This window comes from Arcicella aurantiaca (assembly GCF_003148625.1).
In the GTDB taxonomy this organism is placed as follows: domain Bacteria; phylum Bacteroidota; class Bacteroidia; order Cytophagales; family Spirosomataceae; genus Arcicella; species Arcicella aurantiaca.
On the sequence record NZ_QGGO01000022.1, the window covers coordinates 37,656 to 51,602 of the forward strand.

A 13,947-nucleotide genomic window follows, 5' to 3' on the forward strand; every position below is an offset into this window, starting at 1 on the left:
TTTTTGAATGTCAATTTTATAAAATCTTATTCTCTAAATTACGCTATTAACACTTAAACTACTCTTATCTAATGAAAAAATGCCTACAATGGTCTATTCTCTATCTTATTTTTATTATTCCTTTCACCTCTAAAGCCCAATCAAACGACCGATTTACGATTAACGGATATGTCCGTGAAAAAGGCTCTGGTGAGTTACTTCCAGGGGTAAGCGTCTATGTAAAAAATAAGAAAATTGGTATTCAAACCAATAATTATGGTTTCTACTCTTTGACCCTCAATACCTCCGAAGAAATTACAATTGTGTACAGTTTTGTGGGGTATCGTTCGGAAACGAAAACACTGAAAGTTCCGAAGAAATTAGAAATGAATATCGAACTTACACCTGATATTCAAGAACTTAAAGAAATAATTGTTCGAGGAAATTCTCCTGAGCAACAAAAGGTTTCAGAGAATGTTCAGATGTCGCAAGTTTCTGTTCCTATTCAACAAATCAAAGAAATCCCTGCTCTTTTGGGCGAAAAAGATGTTTTGAAAGTCTTGCAACTCATGCCAGGCGTTCAGAAAGGTTCGGAAGGAAATTCGGGGATTTATGTACGTGGTGGTGGTGCAGACCAAAATCTGTTGATTTTAGATGATGCTCCTGTTTATAATGCGTCTCACCTTTTTGGATTTTTCTCTGTTTTTAATGGCGATGCCCTCAAGTCGGTTGAACTGACCAAAGGTGGTTTTCCTGCTCGTTTTGGTGGGCGATTATCGTCCGTTATTGAGATGCAAATGAAAGAAGGAAATCGTGAAAAACTGCACGTGGAGGGTGGCATTGGCTTAATTTCGAGTCGGCTTTTGGTAGAATCTCCGATTGGAAAAAATAAAAAATCGTCTTTTCTAATTTCGGGAAGACGGACGTACATTGATGCTTTAGTGCGTCCATTCATCAATAAAAAAGATGGTGATGGTGGTTATTATTTTTATGACCTTAATGCCAAAGTTAATTACGATTTTGGGCAGAATAACAAACTATATTTGAGTGGCTATTTTGGAAAAGACGTTTTCTTTGGCATTGATAAACAAACCGATGGCACACAAAATGAATTTGGGCTTGATTGGGGAAATCAGACGGCTACACTTCGTTGGAATCATTTGTACAATGAACGCCTTTTTATGAATTCTTCGTTCATTTTTAGTAATTATCAGTTTAAAATTTACGCCGTTGACCAGTCTTTGCAACAAAATAAAAAGGTTGAATATGAGCTAAGTTACCTTTCAAATATTCGAGATGTAGGTTTTAAAACGGACTTTGATTATTTGCCAAACCCTCAACATTCTATCAAATTCGGCTTTTCGGGAACATTTCACCAATTTTCGCCAAGTTCAATCGTGGTAAAAGATGATGTCATTAGTAAATATCAAAATAATGTTGAAAACATTGATGCTACCGAAAGTGGCATTTACGCAGAAGACACTTATAAACCTTTTGATAGGCTGAAAATCAATGCGGGACTTCGTTTAAGCTCTTTTGTTACCAATAAAGTAAAATATTTTAACCCCGAACCTCGTGTAGCAATGGCATATTCTGCCCGTAATGACTTGGCTTTCAAGGCTTCATTTGCTACGATGAATCAATACATTCATTTGCTTTCTAACTCTGGTGCAAGCCTTCCGACTGACTTATGGGTTCCTTCTACGGATAAACTTCCAGCCCAACGGTCACGCCAATTTGCGATGGGTATGGCTAAAGATTTTGATGAAAAAAATCTTGCCTTGACTGTTGAAGGGTATTACAAGGAAATGGATAATATCGTGGCATATAAAGAAGGTTCTTCGTCGTTGTTGCAAGATGGGCCAGAAGAATTAGCGAAGGAAAAAGAACAAGGAAAATCTTGGGATGACCAAGTGACTTCGGGCAAAGGGCGGTCTTATGGGGCGGAAATTTTACTACAACGAAAAGTTGGAAAATTGACAGGCTGGATTGGCTACACACTTTCATGGACAAAACATCAGTTTGATGAATTGAATTTTGGGAAAGAATTTTGGGCAAAAAATGACCGTCGCCATGATTTATCTGTGGTTGGTGTTTATCATTTGTCACCTCGAATTACGCTTTCTGGTACTTGGGTTTATGGTACAGGAAATGCTCTCACAATTCCTACGGCATCTTATTCTGCCAATGTGCATAATCCCGGTATTTCTCCTTTTGGTATCCCCGGAAGTACGGGTTACACTTATAATTATTTCAGAGAATATCCTGATTATGGCGAACGTAATAATTTTAGGGCTGAGGCTTATCACCGCTTGGATATTGGCGTGCAGTTTCATAAAATCATGAAAAAAGGACATGAACGAACTTGGGAATTTAGTATTTACAACCTTTATAATCGTAAAAACCCTTATTTCTATTCTTTTACGAATACTTATAATAATGCCACTCAAACAACGACTCGAAATCTAACTCGCTATTCTTTATTAGGGATTATTCCTTCGCTAAGTTATAGTTTTAAATTCTAATCCTCAACACCGATGAAAACACTTAAATATCTCTTTTTTATAGCATCAACCTGTACAATGCTTTCATGCCAAACCGTTGTTGAAAATATTAATTTACCCTACGAAGAACGTTTGGTAATCGAATCTTTTATTTCCCCACAGGATACACTTTTGGAAGTAAAAGTGTCTAAAACCAAACCCGTTGTTGGCACTTTTCCAAGCAATCAGTATAGTCCGTATAGTGGAAATGAAGTAAGACCAATTATTGAAGGGGCAATTGTGGAAATTTCTGACGGACAGAAAAAAGCGACTTTTCAATTACAAACCATTGTTAATCCTTTTGGAACAGAGTATGACCCATCAACAGGGAAACCCATTCCTCAATCACGTAGGGGATATTTTTTAAAGACAAAAGATTTCCCCATCGTAGCAGGGAAAACTTATACGCTTACTGCCAAAGCTCCCAATTTACCCGAAGTTTCGGCTACTTGTACTGTACCTAATAAACAATTAATAAATGGTAATGATTTTACTATATTGAAAGGAAGTACCATTGATTCTATTCAGAATGGTTATTCAAGTACGGATGGCGTGATTACCAACAGATATTATAATTTATCCAGAAGATTTGATGTAACGGCGAAAGATTTAGTATCCGAAGAAAATTACTACGCCATTGCCTACTATACTCATAAAGGATATAAATACAATGATGGGAAAGGCGGTTTTATTACACAAACTATTACAGAGCAACAGCCATATAGTGATTTTATCAGTGATTATAAACAAGATGGTAAAACGTTAAATTTTAAGAAGGCAAATATTTCTTTGGGATACTATTCTACTGACTCCAATAATCCAAATCCTCAAAATACGCAGGTTTTGTCACACAACCTTTCTATTTATTTAGCCATAACGGATAAGGCTTATTATCAGTACAATAAGGGTTTAATTAACTCGCAAGGCATCAATAATGACGACCCATTTAGTGAAGCCGTTTTGACGTATTCTAATGTAAAAGGCGGATTGGGCGTTTTTTCGGGATATAATATGACTAAAATAGAATTTGATTTGTTGAAGTGATAAAATAACGGAACTATCAACTATTTTTTGCAGACAAATTTAGACCACAGATTGAACTGATTTTACGGATTTACACTGGGGATAAAATCAAGAAAAATCAGCGAAAATTAGTATAATCCGTTTTATCAGTGGGCTATCGTTTGTCTTGTGACAAACCCGTTATAATTCCGAAATAATAACGCAGACAAGGTTTAAACCCTGTCTGCGTTGAAAGTGAAATCATCTAAATTTTGGAACAATTAATCGGAAGTATATACTTAATGTCGCAAGTTAAATTTGAGTCGAAAAAACCTCACCCCCAACCCCTCTCCGATGGAGAGGGGAGCATTCGACCCATTTTTCTCCCCTCTCCATCGGAGAGGGGTCGGGGGTGAGGTTTTGCGACATTAAGTACATACTTCCGTATTTAAAACTTATACTCAAACACATACTCCCCCGCCCCCGCATCAAATTCAAGTCCTTTTTCTATTGTTTTAATATTCTGAAAACCTGATTGTGCGATTGTTTTTCCACCTTCTGTTGCCTCATTTGTGCCTTTGGGTAGTGTTATCGTGGCGATGGTATTGGCAGGAATTTTAACGGTTAATTTGATTTTTCCATCTTTCAATTCCCAACCCGAAGCAATTTCTCCGTAAGGACTATTTAACGAAGATTTTGCGTAAGATAATTTCGTTGAAGGTTCTGGCTTGATATAAAAATGTTTATAACCAGTTGATTTTGAATCTATTTCTATTCCTGTAACTACCCGATACATCCAGTCGCCGATTGCTCCATAAGCGTAATGATTAAATGAATTCATGCCAATATCTTGGAAAGTGCTATCCACTTTTTGTCCGTCCCAACGTTCCCAAATGGTGGTTGCTCCCATTTTTACAGGATAAAGCCACGAAGGATACGTTTCTTGTAAAAGCAAATCATAAGCAACATCGGTATGTCCGCTTTGTGAAAGTACGTGGCATAAATAAGGCGTTCCTAAAAAGCCCGTAGAAAGGTGATTTTGGCGACTTTTTATATCTTTTACCAAATATTCTGCGGCTTTACTTTGAAGATTTTGAGGTAATAAATCAAACATCAAAGCCAAAACGTAAGCCGTTTGAGAATCCGAAGCGATGCGTCCCGAAGGCGTAACGTATTGTTCGTTAAAGGCTTTTTTGATGTTTTCAAACAACTGAGCATACATTTTTGCATCTTCTGTCTTTCCCAAAGCCACCGCCGATTCTTGCAATAAATGGGTTGAATACGCAAAAAATGCCTGACACAAATAATCTCGGTCGGTGTATCCATCGGGTTCGGTGTGGCTATTCATGGCAGGTTTATAGTACAACCAATCGCCAAAAACGCTACCATTTTTCCACAAATAACTATCCCCTGCTTTTTTACGCATAAATTCAACGTAGGCTTTCATGCTTGGATATTGTGTTTCGAGCAATTGTTTATCGCCATAAGTCAAATACATTGTCCATGGAGCAATCACGGCTACATCGCCCCAACCCGCTGAACCTTGAACTGTTTTTGCATCTATTTTATTCAAAATATCTGGCACGACAAAAGGCACTGTCCCGTCTGGACGTTGGTCGGCGGCTACGTCTTTTAACCATTTTGTGAAAAATGCGGCTACGTCAAAATTATAAGCTGCCGTTCTGCAAAATGCTTGTGCGTCGCCCGTCCAACCCAAACGCTCATCTCTTTGTGGGCAGTCGGTTGGCACATCTACAAAATTACCTTTTTGCCCCCATTGAATATTATGTTGTAATTGATTTACAAGCGGATTTGAACATTCAAAAGTGCCTGTCGGCTTCATGCCCGAATGTACCACTACGCCCATCAAATTTTCAGGTTTTAAATCCATTCCTTCAATGGAAACATAACGAAAACCCATGAAAGTAAAATGCGGTTCGTAGGTTTCTACGCCTTCGCCTTTGAGCGTGTAGGTGAGCGTAACTTTGGCAGTTCTAAGATTTTCGATGTAAAAATTACCGTATTTATCCAACACTTCGGCATGGCGTAAAACGATTTTTGTACCCTTCGCTCCCGACACTTTCAAACGCATCCAACCAACCATATTTTGCCCCATATCGGCAACTAAAAGTCCTTTGGGTGTACGGAAAATTTTAAGAGGTTTTATTTCTTCAATACGCTCAATTTTTGCTCCTTCCGACGATACCAAATTACTATTATCAAAAGTAGCCGTTGCCACATTTGCCCATTGATTATCGCTAAAAGTTGGTTCATTCCAGCCTTTTATTTCACGAGTAGCGTCGTAACTTTCTCCGTCATAAATTTCGTTTACGGTTATTGGAGTTTCATTTGTGTATTTCCAAGAACCGTCAGAAATAATCGTTTCTTCTGTTCCATTGGCATATTTTACATTGATTTGGCATAAAAGTCCCAAGCGTTTTCCGTAAAAACCTCTGTTATTTGTCCAACCCAACGTACTTCTAAACCAACCTTCACCCAACATTGCCCCAACGGCATTTGCTCCCGAACGTAACATATTGGTCACATCATAAGACTGATATTGCAAGCGTTTTTGATAGGCTGTCCAACCCGGCGTAAGGACTTCATTGCCTACTTTTTGTCCATTCAAACTCAACTCATAATATCCGTGACTTGTTACGTAGGCACGAGCAGATACAATTTTTCCTTTCAACGAAAAACCTTTCCTAAGCATTGACGCAGGAGATTTTCCAACTTCTGCCATTACTTGATTGGCTGGTTCTATCCATTGAGCTTTCCAATCGTTAAGCGATAAAAGTCCCATTTCCCATGATGCAGCATTGCTCCAAGCTGATTCACGGTTTTGATTATCCCAAATTTTTACTTGCCAAAAATAGGTTTTGCCAGATTGCAAAGCTGTACCTTTGTAGGCTTGTAAAATAGATTCGCCTGATGTGATTTTACCTGAATCCCAAACTAAGTTTTTCTTATCAAAAGTTTGGTTTAAGGATACTCTAATTTGATAAGCAGTTTGTAAAATATTGCGTTCGGAAGACTTCAATTTCCAGCTTAATCGTGGATTTTGTGCATCTACCCCCATCGGATTTTGTTTGTGTTCGCAGGTCATTTCTGAAATCTGAACTTGAGCAAAAGCTGAGGAACATATTAAGGAAAAAAGAAGAAAATAAGCGAGTATTTTTTGAGTAATTTTCATGCTATCAAGTGTTTTGAAATAAGGTTACGTTTATTAATTCTTAGTAAATTTTAAGTTTATACAAGAATAAGTCAAAAAACTACAAAATGTATCATGGACTTGCCTGTTTAAACCAAGCCCAATGATGCAAGAGTCACATAATCGGGCGTATGTAATTGCCCTACTAAAATGTACCAGTTAAAACTAAATACAAGCGATAAAACGCCTAAATACAAACAGATTATCCAGTCTGTAATTGCTGATATTGAGCGTAATGTTTTGAAGAAAAACGAACAACTCCCTTCTATCAGCGAACTTAGTGAAGAGTATTATTTAGCTCGTGACACCGTCGAAAAAGCCTATCGAGAACTGCGTGAAAGGGGCTTTATTACCTCAGTACAAGGAAAAGGGTATTATGTGAATAGTGGAGAATCCAGAAAAATGCGTATTCTTCTGATTTTCAACAAACTAAGCTCATACAAAAAGCTTATTTATTATGCTTTTTTGAAAGTTTTGGGTGATAAAGCTTCGGTTGATTTGCAAATTCATCACTACAACGCCCGACTTTTCGAGGAAATTATTGATAAAAATTTAGGAAAATATAATTACTATGTGATAATGCCACATTTTTTTCCAGAAGAAGAAAAAGGTTTGGCAATCAAAACTTTAGAGAAAATTCCTGCCAATGAATTAATCCTTTTAGACAAAGATTTACCCGACTTCAAAAACGAATGTCTTTCTGTTTATCAAGATTTTGAACGTGATGTTTCGGAAGCTTTAGAAAGTGCCAACGACTTATTGACTAAGTATCAGCGACTTGTCTTGGTTTTTCCGAGTGACGGTAATTATCCTGTCGAAATTGTGCGTGGTGTTCGTTACTTTTGTGTAAATGCTCATAAAGAATTTGTGATTAAAGAGAGTGTTGAGGCTGAAATTTTACAGGCTCAAACCATTTATTTGGTCGTGGAAGAAACCGATTTGGCAGAATTGGTAAAAAAAGCCCGAATGTCGAGTTTTGAAGTTGGAAAAGATATTGGCATTATCTCTTTTAACGATACTACATTGAAGGAATTATTGGGAATTACCGTAATTACGACCGACTTTGAAACGATGGGCAGAACGGCAGCGGCATTGTTGTTAGACAAGAAAAAAATCAAAGTAAAAAATCCGTTTTACATGATTCGGAGAGAAACGTTGTGAGTCAAATGGAACACGGTTTTTACAGATTAGACACTGATTTTTTCTTTTTACTCAAACAACAAAATACTCATTTTTTAATTACATATAGAGATTAGGAAAAATAAAAATCCGTGTCCAATTCGTAAAATCCGTGTGCTATTAATCACAAATCATGAAATCAGAAATTCTTCAATACGTAAAAAACTATTTAGACCAACGAATGCAAACTTCTTTGGACGCTATGCAAGCAGCCCAAGAATCAGCCAATGGTGAGTCTAAATCTTCAGCAGGCGATAAATATGAAACTTCTCGTGCCATGGGGCAACTCGACCGTGATATGCACGCACGTATGTATCAGCAAACGCTTGAGGAACGTAAATTGGTAGAACGTATTGATGAAACTGCTCCTTTCAGAAAGGGGGCTTTGGGAGCTTTCTTAAAAACCTCAATGGGTGATTTTTTCCTTTCGGTGAGTATTGGTCAGGTGGATTTTGAAGGCAAAAAAATCATGATTATTTCGCCACAATCACCCATTGGGGCTTTATTGATGGGAAAAGGCGTTGATGATAAATTTAGTTTTAGGGGGAAAGAATCAGTTATTTTAGAGGTTTTGTAATGATTTACGAATTCCAGAATTACGATTGACGATTCAAGTTTAAAAGCGTCAATCGAATTATCCAAAATCAATTTAATCTCCTCACAATCAAACTATTAATTACTTCAAAAAACTGCAAAGGCTTCATCGTTCGCCAATTATTCACATTCAATGTACCGCCCATATTGACGTAAATATCAAGGTTATATTTAGCAAATTCTCTTTCTACGTGTTCTTGAAAATTACAAGCCGCAATCCAACCATCTTCCACATCTTCAAACCATTCAGCATAATATTCATCGTCTGAACCGTGAAAATTTAAAACATTTTCGCCCAATAAAATGAATTTATTGATACCTTGATACGTAAGATGGTCGATAACTTCACGCTTAAAAAACATGATGTCATTGTGTAGCGTATCATTCCATTCTCCAAACATTTCGATGATGGCAAATTTGCGGTCATAATCAGCAAAAAGGATTTTACAATAAAGCGTTTCCGAGCCAATTTCATCCCACATTGGGTGAATATAATAACCGTAAATGGTGTTTTCGTAATAATCCAAATTATAAAGTCGCTCATAAAAAGGTGAGCGTGGGTCACGGGAAGCCACATAAAACTCTTCCCAACGATAATGAGGTTCAAGGTCTTGCATTAATTATATTTTGGTTATAATGGGGTTGGGATTTGGTTATTAGCATTTTATTCTACCAAAGAATCATTTTCAGACATTTGAACAAATTCAAAAATGCCGTTTAAATTTTAAGTATTCGGGTAAAATTAGTTTATGTTTGAAAGGGTTATAATTTACTGATTAACAACACCCTATAATACTAATGCCTAACAACTAAACCCTAAAACCTACTTTCTTATAGTTTTCAACGATATATTTTTCTATTTTGTTACACCAAATGACAATCTTTTACGGAGAAAACAGCAATCAGAGTCAGGTTTAAATCATTGAAGTATTTAGGCTCACGAAAAATGTTTTAACTTTACAACATGACAGAAATACCAGCATTTAAAAAGAATCTCCCCACCCAAATTGCAGTATTGGGTGGTGGTAGTTGGGCTACGGCAATCATTAAGATTTTAACCGAAAATAACGTAAAAATCAAATGGTGGTTACGCCGTAAATCTGACGTAGATTTTATCAAAAAATACAACCACAATCCGTCATATTTGACAGATGCTCCACTAAATCCACGTAAAGTAAAAGCATATTATAAAATGTACGATGCCCTTCAAGGGGTTGACTATGTGATATTGGCTGTACCTGCGGCGTTTATTCCCGATGCCTTGAAAAACTTAACTCGCAATCATTTTGCGGGTAAAAAAGTTGTTTCGGCAATTAAAGGGATGATTCCCGAAGAAAATATGCTGGTGACCGACTGGATGGAAAAAGTCTTTGGCGTACCCATTACGCAAATGTGCGTGATAGCAGGACCTTGCCATGCAGAAGAGGTTGCACAAGAAAAACAATCGTATTTGACTATTGGCTCGCCTAATATTCAATTGGCTCAGGAATTTTCAAACTTGATGACTTGCCGATACATTCAGGCAAATCCTGTGGCAGATTTATACGGTGTTGAATACTGTGCGGTTATTAAAAATATTGTGGCTATGGCTTGTGGAATTACGCACGGACTGGGTTTTGGAGACAATTTCCAAGCCGTGATGGTTTCTAATGCGATGCAGGAAATCAAACGTTTTTTAGACATTGTTTATCCACAAGTAAATAGAGATTTACACAGTTCTGGCTATTTGGGTGACTTATTGGTAACGGCTTATTCGCAATTTTCAAGAAACCGAACTTTCGGAAATATGATTGGTCGGGGGTATTCGGTAAAGTCGGCACAAATAGAAATGAACATGGTTGCCGAAGGATATTACGCTGTGAAAAGTATTTATAAAATCAATGAACAGCATGATGTAGAAATGCCTATTATTGATTCGGTTTATAGAATTCTTTATGAAAAAGCTAATCCAATGGCTGAAATTGGCGTTTTGAAAGGATTTTTAAAATAGAAATTAACGTATTTGGTGATTAGTTATTGGTGATTAGAAAACTGGTAAAATGCTTATTATCAATCTATTATATCATGTGTAATTACCAGATAAATTTGAGAATCTAAGTACAAGGACGATTTAAGAACGGTTCGCCGTAGCGATTACGATTTACGATTATCATAAACTTGATTATCAATGGTTTGTGAGATTTTAAAATGTTGTTTTATTTTGTCTCATTACTTACTCACATATTTGAGAATAGCCAACTTTTAAAAGTTGGCTATTCTGATTTTAGGAATTATTAGGGACTGATGCAAAATTAAAATGTATTTTAATTTTGCATCAGTCATTGATAACTAAGCTCATGAAAATACTAAATCCTAACACCTAAATCCCAAAACCTACTTACAAAGATAAAAAGCCTAAAATGGTTACGTTCAGCGTTACAGACGCATTAGCTTTTACTGAAACGCTATTCAAACTAATTAAGCTATTAATATTAGCCATACTTTGTAAAGAGAATTGACCGCTTCCCGAATTTTTGTAATTGGCAAATTGAAGTTCGTAGTCGCCTTCTTCCAAAAATGCTAAATTATAATTCCCATTTCCGTCGGCTACGCAACTGGTTACAGCATTTTTAAATTGTACGTTTCCACTGCCTTGTCCTTTCGTTTCCGAAGATGAATAAGTCCCTTTTTTGTAAGCGTAAACAATCAACTTACTGTTGGTTTCTTTGTAATTGGCACAAGTTCCTTTAATTGCCCCAGCTTGTGCTTTTACCAACACACGAGTAGAAGCGTTTAAGTCGCCAGAACTCACAAAGCGATAGCCTCCCGAAGCACTTCCATTTTCATCCATTACGGCTTTCCGAATGTCAAAATCAAGTACCAAATTGGTTTGCTGATTTTCTTTTACTTCAAAAGCTTTTGAGCTTACTACTTCCGTTTGTCCCGTCACTGAACCTGTCAAATTATACTTGGTGTTATCAGTAGCCAAAGCATAACAACCCGGAGCATTTCCGTTTTGGTCGGTAGCATTATCCAAAATCAAGGAAATATTATTGTATGAACCTGTTTTGATATTTCCCAAACCTAAAGCTGCCACATTTCCATTTTGATACGCCGATAATTCAATTGTTTTCTTACCGCTAAATCCACTAAATTTCTTACCGTCAATTCTTACTTCTGTTACCGTTACAAATGTACCTTTTAAGTTTGCATCGTCAGAAGGAGCATCTGTGATTTCTACATTTACCGACCCTTGTACGCCCGTTGTTGTGTCGTCAGGACTTACAGAATCTTCTGTTTTTTTGCAAGATTGTGTTACGAAGGTTGCCATCAAAATGGTCATTACAGCCAAGAAGCTTTTCTTTAATTTAATCATGTTTGTTGTTTGTTTGATTTAAAAAACAAACGAAAACAACTATTTGTCAGATTGCTTTCAATGAGTAAACGGTCTATTTTTGAAAACAAAAAATAGTAATCAACTCAAAATCAACAATTTAAAAAAAACAGCTTTTATACACGTTCTCTGATACGTTTGAACCTCCTCTTAAACTGATAACGGGCTACTGCTTCAACGGCAAAAACCATATCTTCGGTTTTGTTTTCACTTAAAAACTTGGTTTGAAGCCCCAAACCAAAGCTTTTTGAAATGGGATAAATGTAACCTGCCGAAAACTGTAAATTTGAAAATGCCATTGTAGAACTTTCTGATTGATTGCCAAGTGCATTTGCCAAAGCATGATGAATAGAAACGCCCGTAGCCGCAGAAGCATAAAACCGTTTAAAAATCCGCATTTGCACACAAAATAAAATGGGCGTTACGGATAAACTGGCGGTATTTACATTTCTTCCTTCCGACAATTGGACTTCATAAATTTGATAATGTCCTGCTTCAATTCCCAAACTCAAACGATGTTCGGGTTCCCACATAAAACGGACAGAAGAGCAACTGAAATTTTGTCGTAATCCTACCCTTCGGGAGTCAATTTGTAAGGTATTTATGTAATGACTAACGCCTGTTCCTGCGGTAATGCTCACGCCTCTGGCTACGCTATCACGGGTATTCCATGTTTTTTGAGCCATTCCCACCTGAGCCATTGAGCAAATGAATAGTATGTATAATATTTTCCTCATGGTATTATCTCAAATAATGATAGTAAGCTACGATGGTCGGATAATTCGTCAGAATACCGTCAAAATCACCTTCTCGAACGTATTTTTTGATGAAAGCCTCATTGTCTAATGTCCAACAAAAAACCTTTCTATTTTGGGCGTGCATTGTATTTACTTCGGGCGTTAATAAACCCAAAGTCCACCTTGGAGCCCAAACTTGTGCATTAATATTCGTCACATCATCAACGGTCAATTCACATAATGATGGAACAGTCTGATAATTTGGATAAGTCTTGAAGAAATCTAACACTTGTTGTTCGGGTAAGCCGATGTAAATGGATAAATCTCGATTTTTCTGTTTGGCACGCTCCAGCATTTTTTGCTGAATCGGAATAACTTTCGCCATTGCATTATTGACCGATTTCATATCCAACCAAACCACATTCAAACTTGTACTATCAACAACTTTCAAAAGGGCATCTTCCAAAGTAGGGATTTTCTCTCCATTGACTAAGCGAATAAATCTTGATATTTCGGCAAAAGTATAATCTGCAATTGGACCATTGAAAGGGCTTTTTTTTGTCAATCTAATATTAATATCTTCATCATGATACAGCACTGGCACATTGTCTTTGGTTAATCTCACATCAATCTCAATGCCCGTTGAACCAAAATTTTCTGTAAAACCAATCATTTCTAAGGTATTTTCAGAAATGGATAATAAGTCTGACGTTCTTCCACCCGAACGATGGGCTAAAATTTTGAAATCATCTTTTAAAACTTTCTTTGAAAATGGTCTTACATAAACCATTTCAAATTCTTCTTTCGCTGAATTATTCCCAAAACCGTAACTTCCTTTTATTATCAAATTAGGTACTCGTGCTTGATTTTGGCTCAAAATAACATTGCTCCCATCACTTGGATTTAGTTGTAAATTAAAACCTCCCGTTTCGCTATTCAGAGCGTATCGCCAATAACCATAAACGTAAATTGAGGAATCTTTTTTAACGCCTTTGGTCACGGCATAAAGTCCGTTTATTCCTCCGAAAATGGATAAATTATTTTGATTATTCCATTTCAAAATAAGCGTATCTCCAAAAACAGCACGTCCTTTCGTAACCTTGTAAATTCCTTCTAATTTTTGTTTTGAAATTGCACTTAATGATTGCCCATCGCTAATGGGGGGCGTAATATTTACCGTTTCGGGGAGGTCATAATCGTTGCAACTACTCAGGAAAGCAATAAGTATGAGCAGGATAACGCAGGTAGCGTTTTGAACGCTACCTGCGTCTGTATTTTTAAACGTTTTATAAAATTTATATTCTTTCATAAACAAGCTAACTTCTTAAA

General features: G+C 36.8%; 10 protein-coding genes. 5 read left to right on the forward strand and 5 right to left on the reverse strand.

The genetic code is table 11. The features are described from left to right. The first annotated feature begins 71 nt into the window (after nucleotides 1–71). Together LV89_RS17725 and LV89_RS17730 are read left to right on the forward strand one after the other, a co-directional pair. Nucleotides 72–2,504 carry a TonB-dependent receptor gene (locus LV89_RS17725; RefSeq protein ID WP_109744262.1) on the forward strand — a complete coding sequence of 811 codons (2,433 nt, stop codon included), beginning with the start codon at nucleotides 72–74 and terminating at the stop codon, nucleotides 2,502–2,504. A gap of 12 nt (nucleotides 2,505–2,516) precedes the next feature. Next, the gene (locus LV89_RS17730) at nucleotides 2,517–3,566 is read left to right on the forward strand and encodes a DUF4249 domain-containing protein (RefSeq protein WP_109744263.1); all 1,050 of its coding nucleotides are present in this window, start codon (nucleotides 2,517–2,519) and stop codon (nucleotides 3,564–3,566) included. A 406-nt stretch (nucleotides 3,567–3,972) separates the two neighbouring features. Here the strand turns inward: LV89_RS17730 and LV89_RS17735 are convergent, their stop codons facing one another. Next, nucleotides 3,973–6,717 carry an alpha-L-rhamnosidase gene (locus tag LV89_RS17735; protein WP_109744264.1) on the reverse strand — a complete coding sequence of 915 codons (2,745 nt, stop codon included), beginning with the start codon at nucleotides 6,715–6,717 and terminating at the stop codon, nucleotides 3,973–3,975. A gap of 168 nt (nucleotides 6,718–6,885) precedes the next feature. On the opposite strand from LV89_RS17735, the gene LV89_RS17740 reads away from it, so the two are divergent. Together LV89_RS17740 and LV89_RS17745 are read left to right on the forward strand one after the other, a co-directional pair. Next, on the forward strand, nucleotides 6,886–7,896 hold the full coding sequence (locus LV89_RS17740) for a GntR family transcriptional regulator (protein WP_109744265.1): 1,011 nt from the start codon (nucleotides 6,886–6,888) through the stop codon (nucleotides 7,894–7,896). A 151-nt stretch (nucleotides 7,897–8,047) separates the two neighbouring features. Beyond that, nucleotides 8,048–8,491, forward strand: a complete 444-nt coding sequence (locus LV89_RS17745) for a transcription elongation factor (RefSeq protein WP_109744266.1) — start codon at nucleotides 8,048–8,050, stop codon at nucleotides 8,489–8,491. 67 nt (nucleotides 8,492–8,558) lie between these two features. Here the strand turns inward: LV89_RS17745 and LV89_RS17750 are convergent, their stop codons facing one another. Then, nucleotides 8,559–9,125, reverse strand: a complete 567-nt coding sequence (locus tag LV89_RS17750; RefSeq protein ID WP_109744267.1) for a hypothetical protein — start codon at nucleotides 9,123–9,125, stop codon at nucleotides 8,559–8,561. A 347-nt stretch (nucleotides 9,126–9,472) separates the two neighbouring features. Here LV89_RS17750 and LV89_RS17755 point away from each other — a divergent pair, with 347 nt between their 5' ends. After that, a complete protein-coding gene (locus tag LV89_RS17755; protein WP_109744268.1) occupies nucleotides 9,473–10,498 on the forward strand; it encodes an NAD(P)H-dependent glycerol-3-phosphate dehydrogenase in 1,026 nt (341 codons plus the stop codon). A gap of 387 nt (nucleotides 10,499–10,885) precedes the next feature. Here LV89_RS17755 and LV89_RS17760 read toward each other — a convergent pair whose 3' ends face one another. From LV89_RS17760 to LV89_RS17770, 3 genes are all read right to left on the reverse strand, one after another. Then, nucleotides 10,886–11,863, reverse strand: coding sequence for a DUF4382 domain-containing protein (locus tag LV89_RS17760; RefSeq protein WP_109744269.1), 978 nt, complete (start codon nucleotides 11,861–11,863; stop codon nucleotides 10,886–10,888). A 134-nt stretch (nucleotides 11,864–11,997) separates the two neighbouring features. Beyond that, nucleotides 11,998–12,618 (reverse strand): hypothetical protein, encoded by a 621-nt coding sequence (locus LV89_RS17765; RefSeq protein WP_146199199.1) that lies wholly within the window; start codon nucleotides 12,616–12,618, stop codon nucleotides 11,998–12,000. 4 nt (nucleotides 12,619–12,622) lie between these two features. Continuing rightward, the gene (locus LV89_RS17770; RefSeq protein ID WP_109744271.1) at nucleotides 12,623–13,927 is read right to left on the reverse strand and encodes a glycerophosphodiester phosphodiesterase; all 1,305 of its coding nucleotides are present in this window, start codon (nucleotides 13,925–13,927) and stop codon (nucleotides 12,623–12,625) included. Nucleotides 13,928–13,947: the final 20 nt, after the last annotated feature.

Coding starts and splice junctions, on each gene's coding strand:
- LV89_RS17725 (WP_109744262.1), top strand. CDS start 72: ATGAAAAAATGCCTACAATGGTCTATTCTCTATCTTATTTTTATTATT.
- LV89_RS17730 (WP_109744263.1), top strand. CDS start 2,517: ATGAAAACACTTAAATATCTCTTTTTTATAGCATCAACCTGTACAATG.
- LV89_RS17735 (WP_109744264.1), bottom strand. CDS start 6,717: ATGAAAATTACTCAAAAAATACTCGCTTATTTTCTTCTTTTTTCCTTA.
- LV89_RS17740 (WP_109744265.1), top strand. CDS start 6,886: ATGTACCAGTTAAAACTAAATACAAGCGATAAAACGCCTAAATACAAA.
- LV89_RS17745 (WP_109744266.1), top strand. CDS start 8,048: ATGAAATCAGAAATTCTTCAATACGTAAAAAACTATTTAGACCAACGA.
- LV89_RS17750 (WP_109744267.1), bottom strand. CDS start 9,125: ATGCAAGACCTTGAACCTCATTATCGTTGGGAAGAGTTTTATGTGGCT.
- LV89_RS17755 (WP_109744268.1), top strand. CDS start 9,473: ATGACAGAAATACCAGCATTTAAAAAGAATCTCCCCACCCAAATTGCA.
- LV89_RS17760 (WP_109744269.1), bottom strand. CDS start 11,863: ATGATTAAATTAAAGAAAAGCTTCTTGGCTGTAATGACCATTTTGATG.
- LV89_RS17765 (WP_146199199.1), bottom strand. CDS start 12,618: ATGAGGAAAATATTATACATACTATTCATTTGCTCAATGGCTCAGGTG.
- LV89_RS17770 (WP_109744271.1), bottom strand. CDS start 13,927: ATGAAAGAATATAAATTTTATAAAACGTTTAAAAATACAGACGCAGGT.